General features: G+C 44.7%; 4 protein-coding genes. 2 read left to right on the top strand and 2 right to left on the bottom strand.

Annotation, left to right across the window (positions count from 1 at the left end; translation table 11 throughout):
- The coding region (locus tag VCHENC03_RS27775) for an Ig-like domain-containing protein (RefSeq protein ID WP_198158283.1) at positions 1 to 6,958 on the top strand (6,958 nt) is incomplete at its 5' end.
- Between the two features lie 101 nt (positions 6,959 to 7,059).
- Here VCHENC03_RS27775 and VCHENC03_RS17205 read toward each other — a convergent pair.
- The gene (locus tag VCHENC03_RS17205; protein WP_009705421.1) at positions 7,060 to 7,686 is read right to left on the bottom strand and encodes an OmpA family protein; all 627 of its coding nucleotides are present in this window, start codon (positions 7,684 to 7,686) and stop codon (positions 7,060 to 7,062) included.
- Position 7,687: 1 nt separating this feature from the next.
- Positions 7,688 to 9,004 carry a TolC family outer membrane protein gene (locus VCHENC03_RS17210; RefSeq protein WP_009705420.1) on the bottom strand — a complete coding sequence of 439 codons (1,317 nt, stop codon included), beginning with the start codon at positions 9,002 to 9,004 and terminating at the stop codon, positions 7,688 to 7,690.
- A 402-nt stretch (positions 9,005 to 9,406) separates the two neighbouring features.
- Between VCHENC03_RS17210 and VCHENC03_RS17215 the strand changes: the two genes are divergently transcribed.
- A partial coding sequence (locus tag VCHENC03_RS17215) for a beta strand repeat-containing protein (protein ID WP_009705419.1) occupies positions 9,407 to 12,745 on the top strand: 3,339 nt, incomplete at its 3' end.

Here is a 12,745-nt window from a genome sequence, read left to right as displayed (position 1 = left end):
TGCGGTGACTGAGAGCGCTGAAAGCGTTGAGCTGACCGCATCGACGACCAGCGGTAAAGTCACTGGCACCAAGACTGACAGCGCGACAGCGAACATCCTTGATGACCAAGCAAACGGTGTCGACAAAGACGCAACCGCAGAGCTGACGGTGAGTGCGGGCGGCGATGTCACCGAAGGTGATGGCAGTTACCTTGAGTACACGATCAGCCTCAGTGAGCCAGTCAGTGAAGATGTCGCGCTCAACCTATCAACGGGTGGTACGGCGACTTCTGATGTTGACTACGACGCGACGTACCTTGTTGCTGACGGTAATGGTGGCTACCGTGAAATCACGGCCGATGAATTGAAGATTGCCGCAGGGGAAACGGAGCTCAAAGTTTACCTTCAGGTGAAGGACGATAGCCTCATCGAAGATAAGGAGTCCGTTACGCTCAATGTTGAAACAACCTCGGCATTAATTACTGGTGATCGTACAGATAGCGCGACAGCTCATATTCATGATGAAGACAACCCTCCTAAATCTGAGGATTTCATTGTCGAAGTGTCTAGTGGAAATCGCACTCAGGTTATCTTTGATCACGAAAGTGAAGAGAAAGACCATATCTCTGACGAAGAAGATGATGCTGCAAATGAGCAGCTCCACGTTGTGATCACTGAGCTACCTGAGCATGGGACGCTTTTCCACAATGGCGTAGAGATTAAAGAAGCCGATCTTTATCAAGGTGAAGGCGATACGACATACACCAAGTTTGACCCTGATCTCATTGAATATCAGCCAGATAATCATTCAGAAGGCTTCTCACTTGGCATTAATAGTAATGCCGATACTCAACCTTTAGGTCAACCGGATAGCGGCTCGAGTACCTCTGACTTTTATAATTGGGGAGAAAAGGTGAACGCGAATACGCGCGAGCTTAAGCTGGATGGTGGTGACATTGTCACTATTCGCAGTGAAGGCGGAAAACTTACTCAATACAGTGGTGATGAGAGCGCAAATCATGTCGGTTATGGTCTTGGTGTGGGTGGCAAGCAGGGTGTCAATGAAGGTGAAAAGCTCATTATTGAATTTGATAGCCGACCTGCAGATAGCGTAACTCTTGGCCTTGATGGTTTGGGTGGTTACTTTGAAAAAGACTTAGGTAATGCCAATGAATCGAGTGTCGTTATCACCGTGAACTACGAAGGTGGTAGCAAAACATTTGAATTTCAAAAAGAATCTTCGGGCAATAGTGACCTGTTCCATTCATTAACGATTCCATCTGAAGGGTTTGACCTTCCTGAAAATGTAGAAATCACCAGTATAGAATTGACTACAGAAGGTAAGGGAAACTGGGAGCTTCGCTCAGTTGAAACGAGCTTGAGTGATAGCTTTGATTATCGAGCGCTAGACAGCGATGGCAACTTTAGTGATGTCTCGACTGTTACGTTTGAAGAGACAAACCAAGCTCCAGACGCACAAAACGATCCAGTAGGCTTTGAGGTTAAGCTAGGTTCATTCAACGAAGGCTCATGGACGTCTCAAGGTGCAGCTATCAGTGCAAATTATGCCGGTGAAACGAGGCTTGTTACTGAGGACGGAGAGAAGCGTGGTGTGGCTGGTCATGAAAATGGTGGTGAAGAGGCTCAGCTACAGTTTAATCGTGAAACGGGTCAGTCTGAGCAGTTCGTTATTGATCTCGATAAACCAGCGACTGAGTTCAGCTTTACGGTTTCAAATTTATACAAAGATGAAGGTGATCAAGCCGGAAACCATGAGCAAGGTAAGTGGGTGGCTTACCTTAATGGTGTCGCCGTTGCGAGCGATACCTTTGTGGCAAACGATGGAAACCACAGAGGAGAGTACACGGTTGACCTAACTAAAGATGGGAAACCTATTGCTTTTGATAAAATCGTCTTTGAAGCAACTGATTTTGTTGATGTTCCTGCAAAAGGCAACGACTCATCAGACTACTTTGTTACTGGATTCCAAGCTTCTAGTGAAGGGGCATATGCGGTCAACCAGGGTGGTGTGCTTGAAATTCCAGTCTCAGAACTCCTTGCCAATGACTCGGATTTAGATGGTGATAGCATCCGTATTACCTATGTATATGGCGAGTCACAAGGCGAAGCTTACATCAAAGAAGGGGTTGTTTACTTTGATTTAAATGGCGATTTTGTCGGACAGACCGATTTTCAATACCAGATAACGGATGACAGAGGTGGGTTTGATACCGCATCAGTGAGCGTTATTGTAAATCCAGAGCCAGTAGAAGTGGTGGTTGAAAGCATCGATTTGTTATCGAACCAAGTTGTTGAAGGTGACAAATTGGCATTTAAAGTCAGCTTAGATTCAGGTGCTCTTGAAGAGACGCGCCTAGATATTGAGTTTGGACAGTTAGGTGATGACGCCAGTGAAAATGATGTCAATCTTACTGATGTCGTGTTCACCAACGGTGTTAAGTATGACAAAGATGCAGGTGAACTCATTATTCCAGTTGGCGTGAAAGACTTTACAGTGCTTATTCCAACCGTTGTTGATGGCGTACACGAACTTGATGAAGACTACAGTATAAAAGTCGGTGATGTATCGAGCAGTGGCACTATTGTCAATGCTGAGGCTTTGAACCTTAGTGTCACTAGTTTAGGCGACGTTGCTGAAGGTTCTAAAGCAGTATTTTCAGTTGCTCTAACCAACCCATCGAGTGAGGATATCAATATCTCGCTAAACCTAGCACTTGATGGTTCTGAAAACTCAGCAGAAATTGAAGATTTTAAAGCCCTTTCTGAATTGTTTACTGCGTATTATCTAGATCCACAACCAACTGGTGATGATCTACGAGTTGAAGTTCCGGTAACTATTGATTCGATGACAGGTAAACCTATCGTTGAAATACCAGCAGGCGCATCGGAAATTTTCATTGAAGTGGCAACGCAAGATGACGTGGTGTTTGAAGGTAGTGAAGACTTCACATTAGTCGTAACCGATGAAAGTGGCTATGTAGCGAATAATTTTGATTCTGCTCACTCGAGCATTGTCGATGATGGAACCGATCCTGATATTGATGGCCCTCAAACTGGTAACGACGATCGTCCAATTGTCGAGAGTATTTCTAGCTTTGACGTCGAAGAGGGATCCGCAGGACAATTCATCGTCGAGCTATCCAATACAAGTGAATCAGAAACTACAGTGGCAATGTCTCTTAATGACGATTCAGCAAAAGGTGGTGAAGACTTTAATGTCTCAAGTGTCATCGTCGTATTTGGTAGTGGCGATGATAAACAAGTTGATACTGTCGAAGTCATTGATGGCAAATTTGTTGTTACAGTGCCAGAGGGTTTGGGTTCTTTTGCAGTTGAAGTAGCAACAATACAAGACGAGCATTCTGACAACTTAGAGCAATTTAGTTTATCTGGAAAAACCTCTTACCAAGAACAAGCTGAGTCAGGGATTGCAACAATATTAGATAATGAGGCGCCGCTTGTTGACTTAAATGGTGACCAGAGTGGTGTTGATTACAGTTCAAGTTACGTAGAAGGTGACGAAGCTCGACTCGCAACTATTGATGCTGCTGTTTTTGATGACAAAGACACCATTCGAACAATGACAATCACTCTGACTAACCCAAAAGAAGGTGATGACCTTACTTGGGACGAAAACAGTGTGTTTACAGTAAATAAAGCGATGATTGACGGAGAGGTCGTTCTGCAAATCACACATCCTTCGGGAGATGTTTCTGCCGCAGAGTTTGAATCATTCTTGCAATCGACTCGTTTTATAAACACTAGCGATACCCCTGACGAAGAGGATCGTGTTATTGAAGTGCTTGTTTCAGATGGTATTAACACTTCTGCACCGGCGATAGTTTCAGTTGCAGTCACGCAAGAAGAAGAGCTTTCGCTACAAAACGTTGTGGGCCTTGAAGATAATTTCATTGATCTTGGTATTGTCATTAATGATGCTGAAACCTCAGTCACAACTATTGAGTTAAGTGGTATTCCGCAAGGTTCTACTATCGAAATTAATGGACAAGCATCCGTGGTTAATAGTGCTGATGCAATAGTCGTTAGCATTGACGACATTAGCTCCGTGAAAGTCAAAGCTCCGGAGCATAGTGACGTTAACTTTGATATTTCAGTTGTTGCGAAAGACGACAGCAATAATATCGTAGAGACGGGCAGCATAAGCGTTGACGTTCATCCCGATGCGGATAAGCCGATACTAAACATTGGTGGTTTTGCACAAGTAGCGGCGATTGACTTTGAAGATGTCACCATTAAGTCAGGCTCATGGGATAGCGATATTGAAATCAACAAAGTTGAGGGTGCTGGCACAGTTGGACAATGGTTTACCTCAAACCCTGGTCAACATGTTGAAGTCGGAACTGAAGGTACATACCTGCCAGGTAATTCAACAAACCAAGTAATGGAGATTGAAGGTGAGGTAGGAGACAAGATTCTATACACCGATATGGACCTTGTTGCCGGACGTTTTTACAACTTTGAATTTGATATTGCGGCCAGAACGAATAAGGCACATACGTCTGATATGTCGGTGACTCTGATTAAGTTGGATGATCAGGGTAATCCGATTGATGGTAGTGAAGTAGAGCTCTATGACTTCGACCCGACTACTCATGGTTGGTATCAAGGTGAATCGATCACGCTCCCAGTCGAGGAGTCAGGTAAGTATCGCTTATTGTTTGAAGCCGATGAAGCCGACTCGACAGGCGCCATCATGGATAATATCAAGTTCACTGCAGTAGATAACTTGGGGTACGAAGACTCGTTCATTAAGCTCAGTGAAATAGACGCATCACTTCAAGATAGTTTGGACGAATCCGAAAGTTTGAAAGTCGAGTTAACAGGGATTCCCGTCGGCTCAGTACTTAAAGACGGTGAAGGTGACAGTGCAAATGTCTATGTTGTTACACAAGAGAACAAAGATGATCGCATAGACGTTACGGGATGGGATTTGTCTAACCTACAAGTCAAAGCGCAAGATGCTGGGGTATTTGCCATTACTGTTATTGCGACGTCAACTGAGCGTGATACCAACAAAGATGATGAACATGGCGATCATAGTGATGTTGGCGGCAGTTTAACGGCTGAGACCACCGCTAGTATTAATGTCGAAGTGCGAGAAAACCCTACGTCTGGTGAAGATGACAATGAACCGCCAAAAGCGAATGACTTCACTGTTACTTCAGATACTAAATTTGTTGGTTTCAGTTTCCAAACACATGCAACCGATAAAGAGGATGATGAGTCTCAATCTGATGATAAAACCACTTTTGTCCGTATAGAGTCTGTCCCTAAAGAGGGCTCGTTGTACTATGTAGATGACCTAGGAAACAAGACGTTATTAACGAAAGGCTCTGTGATTGATGACGTGGAAAATGTTGTTTACGAACTAGAGAACTCTCCTACGGTTAGTCAGTCATTTAATGTTAATGACTCTGATTTCGATTCTACAGGTTTAAAAAATAACGAATCTGGCGCAGCAGAGCTGAAACTTGCAGGTATTGTTATCTCTGGCGGTGTAATGACCAATGGTGCGTTTGATAGCTCTGGAAATGAAGTTATCAAATACGACCATGCTGCTCATCAAGAAGGCCTTTATGTCGCGGCTGACAGGGATGCTAATGGGGTAGGTGATGAAACAGACCTGGGTGAATACATCAGCATCTCAGCAGAGAGAGGATATATTGAAAATGCCACGCTATCCCTTGCGAGCTTAAATGAGCAATTTAATGGAAACGGTAATAATGGGCCAGCTTCGTATATCGATGCTCATTTATTTAAGGATGGGATCCTTGTTGGTACAGAAAAGTTAACGCTAATAGAAACAGGCACTCACCAAGCAAATGCGACGATCGCCTTTTCTGGTGTTTATGATGAGATACGTTTAGTACCTGAATCGAGCAAAAACAATGCGGGCTTTACGTTGGCTGGAGTTGCTCTTGAAACGAGTGCCTCTCATGCTGTTGAAGACGAGTTTGATTATATCGCCATCGATAGCGATGGACTTGAGAGTAGTATTGCAACAGTAACAGTAACCACTCAATCTCCAGATTTTGTAGCTGATGACGATATGATTGATTCCGTTGCTTATCGTTCAGGATATGGTGATTTTGATTGGCAACAAAGCGCAGCTATCGCGAACGCTGGAAAACCAGAGCAGCATGGTCAGTATGAGTACGACTCAAATACAGGCATCAGTATTGATGTAGGTATAGGCAACGATAAAGTCTTCTTGGGTGATGGCGATGACACCATTTACTTAGGCGAAAGTCATGTTCAAGAGCAAGACGGTGATATTCCAGAAAACGAGTTTGCATCAGTCTTAAATGATTTTGCTAACACTGCACTCAATAACCTTACCGATACTGCTAACGATCAAGATCAGGCATTGAAAGCTGAGTCACAAAGCAAAGCTGGTTTGGATATTGGTCATGGTGGCGCTGGAGATGATGTAATCTTTGGTGAAGAAGGCTCTGACATATTGTTCGGAGGAACAGGGCACGACATCTTAGATGGCGGAGAAGGCTCCGACGCCGTACGAGGTGGGTCCGGTAATGACATTCTGATTGGAGGCTCGGGTGATGATATTCTTATCGGAGATGATGGTGAGGACATCTTCAAATTCGTTGATGACGGAACAGGTATTCGTGATGGTGAGATAGATACGATCAAGGACTTCACGAAAGGTGAAGACAAGATCGATATCTCTGACTTACTTCATACTGACGACTCAGACTCGATTGATAGTTTGCTTGCAAATAACGAGATTGGTCTTGAAGCAGATGGTGATAACTTGATTCTGACCATATCTGAATCGGATGGCTCGGCGAGTCAAAAAGTGGTGATTGAAGGCGGCAAGAGCCAGTACAGTGAGTTTTTAAGTGATGGTTCTTTATCATCGGCAGATGGTAGCGCCATTCTTAACGATCTACTGAAAATCAACAACGATATGAGTTAGTCGATTTAAGGAAGGGGCGAGTATGCTCCTTCCGCTTTGTAGTACTAACTAAAAAGGTCTAGCAAATGCTAGACCTTTTTATTAATGATTAGAACAAGACACTAACTCTTAGGTAGGGTTGAGAAAATAGTCCATTCCTTCTTGATTTCGCCTTTGTAACCAACCACTGTCGCTGTTACACGTCGGTTTAACGCATGACTTGTTTCATCAGTTCCTGTTGACGCTAGGTTGGTTTCACCAAAGCCAACAATACGCAGACGGTCTGGAGATATGCCGTTGTTAATCAACTCTTGTCTTACACTCTCTGCCCGGCGTTTTGAAAGAGCGAGGTTATACTCATCAGTGCCAGTAATGCTCGTATAACCTTGCAACTCGATTGATGTTGTAGGGTATTCTTTTAAGAAGTCAGAAAGATCACTGATTTGTTTAGCAAAAACAGGGTCGATGTCAGAAGAGTCGTTTGCGAATAAGACTCGAATCTGCATTTCTTGAGACGATTTCGCGTATTCACCGCAGCCATCATTATCGATCTCCGAACCTTCCGGAGTTCCTGGACAGAGGTCTCGAGCGTTGATAACACCATCGCTGTCATCGTCGATTAAGTCGGCAATCTGGTTAGCGTTCGGCGTTTCTATGTATTCATATTCATCGCCTGTTACTCTGTTTGAGTTAGAACCGCTGCATGCTGAAATCAAACAAACCGTGAAAAAAATAGGTATTATCTTCATATTAATACTCCACTTTCTCTAGCCACTCTCGCGGAATATCGATGCGCAATGAGTTAAGCAGTTGTCCAGTTGCGTTCATAACACGGTACTTAGCGTATTGCTCTGCGTATTTCGCATCCAAATAATCTTTACGAGCTTCAAAAAGTTCGTTTTCCGTGTTGAGTAAGTCTAGTAATGTACGCTTACCGATGCGGTATTGCTTCTCGTAAGCAATGACAGTTTTTGCTGCAGAGTCTACATGGTCTGATAAGAATTCTTTTTGTTGCAGGGTTAAGTCCAAAGCACTCCAAGAAAGTCTCAATCCTTCCTCTACGTTTTGATATGCTCCCTCACGTAAGTCTTTTGCTTTGTTTAGCTGGTAGGCAAAATTTTCAGAGTTTGCTGCGTCGCTACCGCCATTGTAGAGGTTATAACGAAGTCTCAGCATGGCGAGTGTCTCATCACTTCTGCCTTTTAAACCGTCAGCATCATCACGCCACGTTTGTGAAGCCTCGATAGAGAGTGTAGGGTAGTTAACCCCTTTTGATTGTTTATATTGGAATTTCGCTGAGTCAACGTCCGCAAGGGCTACCTGAATCACAGGGTGCACCTCAAAAGCTAAACCAATGGCATCGTCAATTGTGTATGGAAGAAAATTTTCATCAGCTCTTGGGAAAATCAAACCTTGAGGACTTTGCCCGACAAGTCGTGTGAACATTGTGTGAGAATCAAAGAGGTTATTTTGTGCGGCCGCTAAGTTACCATGCGCTTTTGCCAAACGAGCTTCAACTTGGGTTAAGTCTGCTGTCGACCCAATTCCCGAATTGACGCGTTTCTTAATGTCCGCATAAATTTTCTTATGTACTGCTAGATTATTTTCGGAAAGTGTTAGAATTTCATAGGCTTTGACCGCATCAAGGTACACGTTTGTTACCTCAAGTGCCGTGTCAGAGGCATCTGCCAAGAGTTGAAATCTAACGGATTCTGCATCTGCAGCCGTTCGATCGATATCGTTGAGTGTCGCGCTCCCATCCCAAATTAATTGGGTTAAAGTTACCGATGCCTCTTTTCTTGTGTAGTCAGTATCCCCTCTACCGACTTCATCAGATGGATCAAGACCTTCGTAGCCAATGCCCGCATCAAGATCGATTGAAGGTAGGTAAGCACCCGAAGCCGCCTCATTTATGTATTTTCGGCTGTTGAACTCATTAAATGCACTTTTAATGTCTGGGTTGTTTTTGAGCGTTAGTGCTACCGCTTGCTCTAAAGTTTGACCGAAAACGGATGGAGATAATATCAAACTACAGCAACAAGCTATTTTCAGTTGATTCCATTTCACGGTGGTTCTCCTAGAAAATTCGTATTCCTTTTTTGATATTCCATCTCAAGAGTGAGACAAAACATCATAAATAACAGTCGTGTGTCGATTTAATGATCAACTTCCTGCTAACCCTAGGCTTTTATTCAGAAAATCCAGTAACTCGCCTTATAAAACCTTAGCACATATGAGAAATGTTGCTCATTCCGCTAACGGTTCTTTTGGCAAGAAAAGCTCGAATTCTTAATATCATAGCGCTCTTCACCGCAATTTGACGCTCCAGCAAAGCAAACTCCGCCTCCAAAGTTTCTGCTTACTTCTACGTGTTTACGTTCAACGAAAAACAAATGATTTGACTAAACTATAGTCGTATTTGTTGGGGTGACAAACTTTTGACGTCTTCTGGCGTCGGTGAGGTGATTTATGGATAGAGTGGCCTTTAGCTCGTTATTTACCAATATTGTGGTTATTGGAGTCGATGGGGAAATAAAGACTTTGGAACCAGGGCAGTTACCAGCACCTGGAGAGTTAATAATTACTGAAGTCTCGGATACTTCAGAGCTAAATTTCGAGCAGGTGACCCCTGATGGCAGTTCAATAAATGTCACGGATGACATCACCGCACTGATTGAGGCAATCGCAGCGGGCGAAGACCCAGCGCAGTTAGAAGGAGACTTCGAAACGGCGGCTGGTGAATCATCGGGCTCCAGCCCTCAAACTACAGGGGCAGTTGATCGGACGGGGGCTGAATCTTTGGCAAGCACTGACTTTGAAACGGTCGGTACCGCGATTGCTTTGTCTGAGACACAAGAGCTCTCGCTCTTGGAATTTATTCGCGAGCAAATCATTCCTGCACAAGCCGTTGTTCAAGAGATATCTAGTCCAACGATAAGTGAAGGACAACAAGCCACTTTCGACATAACACTTGATCAACCATTGCCGCAGCAGACCGATATTGTGTTTTCACTTAGTGAGGATACTGCTACGGGTGGAACTGATTACAACGATACCGCTGTGACCATTACGTTCGAAGATGGAAGTTCGGAAGCAGTAAACGTGGATGAAAATGGTACTTTCACGGTTACGATTCCTGCTGGCAATGATTCTTTCAATATCTCAGTAGATACGATCAATGATGACCTTTTTGAAGGCAGCGAAACTTTTACCCTAACTGGAGGAACGCAGGGGCAATCAGAACCCGCGACTGGTGTCGCTACGATCATAGATGACGGTTCTGGCCCTGGTTCAAACCCAGATGATGACAGACCTACTGTCGCATCCATCACTGACACCACTGTAAATGAAGGTGATGCAGCCACTCTGGACGTGACACTTTCAAACCCAAGTACAACAGATACGACGGTAATCATGAACCTTGCAGATGGTACTGCTGAAGGTGGTATTGATTACACGAACACATCGGTGACAATCACGTTTGAAGATGACAGTACGCAGGTGATTGATGTGAATCCAGACGGCAGTTTTGAAGTCTCCGTTCCTGCAAATGACACCACTTATAGTGTGACTATCAATACAACGGACGATGACATTTTTGAGGGAGCAGAGACCTTTGAGTTGTCTGGTTCGACACTCAATCAAAATGGAGAACAAAGCGGCGCTGTAACGATACTGGATGATGGTACAGGGCCAGGATCTGACCCGGATGATGACCGCCCAACAGTATCCATCAGTGATGCTGGCACCATCAACGAAGGTGACACCGCTAACTTTGTTGTCTCGTTAACTAACGCTTCTGAGGCGCCAGTTGAAGTGCAACTCGACTTTAATCTCGGTGATACCGAAGCTGGCGATTTAGATACACTTGAATACAACACTGGCTCAGGTTGGTTGGCTGTGCCAAACGATGGTGTGGTAACTGTACCTGCAGGACTGACAGAGTTTGATGTTCGAATTGCGTCGATTGATGATGAAGTGTTTGAAGGTCCAGAGAACTTTACGGTAGATGTCACTGGCCTTGGAGTAGTTCAAGGTACTGACACTGGTACAGCGACTATTGTGGATGACAATACAGGCCCTGGTCCCGATCCAGATGATGACCGCCCAACGGTGTACATCAGTGATGCTAGCACGATCAACGAAGGCGACACCGCCAATTTCGTTGTCTCACTGACTAATGCTTCCGAAGACGATGTTCAGGTAGAGCTTAGCCTTAATCTTGGTGATACCGAAGTCGGTGACCTTGGCTCTCTTGAATACAACACTGGCTCAGGTTGGTTAAATGTACCAAACAATGGTGTGGTAACCGTGCCAGCTGGTCTGACAGAATTTGATGTCCGAATTGCTTCGATTGACGATGAAGTCTTTGAAGGTCCAGAAAACTTCACCGTAGACGTAACCGGTCTTGGTGCAGTTCAAGGTGCAGATACGGGTACCGCGACTATTGTGGATGACAATACAGGTCCTGGTCCCGATCCAGACGATGACCGTCCAAGCGTATCTATTAGTGATGCTGGCACGATTAACGAAGGCGATACCGCCAACTTCGTTGTCTCGTTAACTAATGCTTCCGAAGACGATGTTCAAGTTGAACTTGGCCTTAATCTTGGTGATACCGAAGTCGGTGATCTCGGCACCTTTGAATACAACACTGGCTCAGGTTGGGTAGCGGTACCAAACGATGGTGTGGTAACTGTACCTGCGGGGCTGACAGAGTTTGAAGTCCGAATCGCTTCGGTTGACGATGAAGTCTTTGAAGGTCCAGAGAACTTCACTGTAGACGTGACTGGACTCGGTGCAGTTCAAGGTGCAGATACGGGTACCGCGACTATTGTGGATGACAATACAGGCCCTGGACCCGATCCAGACGACGACCGTCCAACGGTATCTATCAGTGATGCTGGCACCATTAACGAAGGTGACACCGCTAACTTTGTTGTTTCGTTAACTAATGCTTCCGAAGACGATGTTCAGGTAGAACTTGGCCTTAATCTTGGTGACACAGAAGTCGGTGACCTTGGCACACTAGAGTACAACACCGGTTCAGGTTGGTTAGCGGTACCAAACGATGGCGTGGTAACTGTACCTGCAGGACTGACAGAGTTTGATGTCCGAATCGCATCAATTGATGACGAAGTCTTTGAAGGTCCGGAAAACTTTACTGTAGATGTAACCGGTCTTGGTGCGGTTCAAGGAGCAGATACTGGTACCGCGACTATTGTTGATGATGGCTCCGGTCCAGGCCCAGATCCAGACGACGACCGCCCAACTGTTACATCTATTACCAGTACCACTGTAAATGAAGGCGAAGTCGCGACTTTAGACGTTACCTTAAGTAATGTAAGTACAACCCCTACAGTGGTGAATATGACCCTTGCAGATGGAAGTGCGGAAGGTGGGGTGGATTACACCAATACACTGGTTACTATTACTTATGAGGATAATACCACTGAAGTTATTAATGTGGAGCCTGACGGTAGTTTTGTTGTAACAGTGCCAGCAAACGATTCGGCATATAGCGTCACCATGAGTACTACTGATGACGAGCTTACAGAAAATGCAGAAACATTTACCCTATCAGGTGCTACGGATGTTCAAGGTGTCCCGGCAATAGGTACTACGACTATTATCGACAACGACGCTCAACTTGTTGCTTCTATTTCTAACGACCTCATTAATGAAGGCGAAGCAGGAACATTTGATGTAACGCTAAGTAATGCCAGTGATACAGACTCTATAGTCAGCATGACACTCGCCGATGGCACAGCAGACGGTGGCGTGGATTACACCGATACGCAGGTGACG

It is taken from the genome of Vibrio sp. HENC-03, assembly GCF_000305755.2.
Lineage (GTDB): Bacteria > Pseudomonadota > Gammaproteobacteria > Enterobacterales > Vibrionaceae > Vibrio > Vibrio owensii.
The sequence above is the reverse complement of the archived record's forward strand: the minus strand, read 5'-3'. Positions and strand labels throughout refer to the sequence as shown.

Excerpts from the sequence above, each read along its gene's own strand:
- VCHENC03_RS17205 (WP_009705421.1), bottom strand. The coding sequence starts at position 7,686 with ATGAAGATAATACCTATTTTTTTCACGGTTTGTTTGATTTCAGCATGC.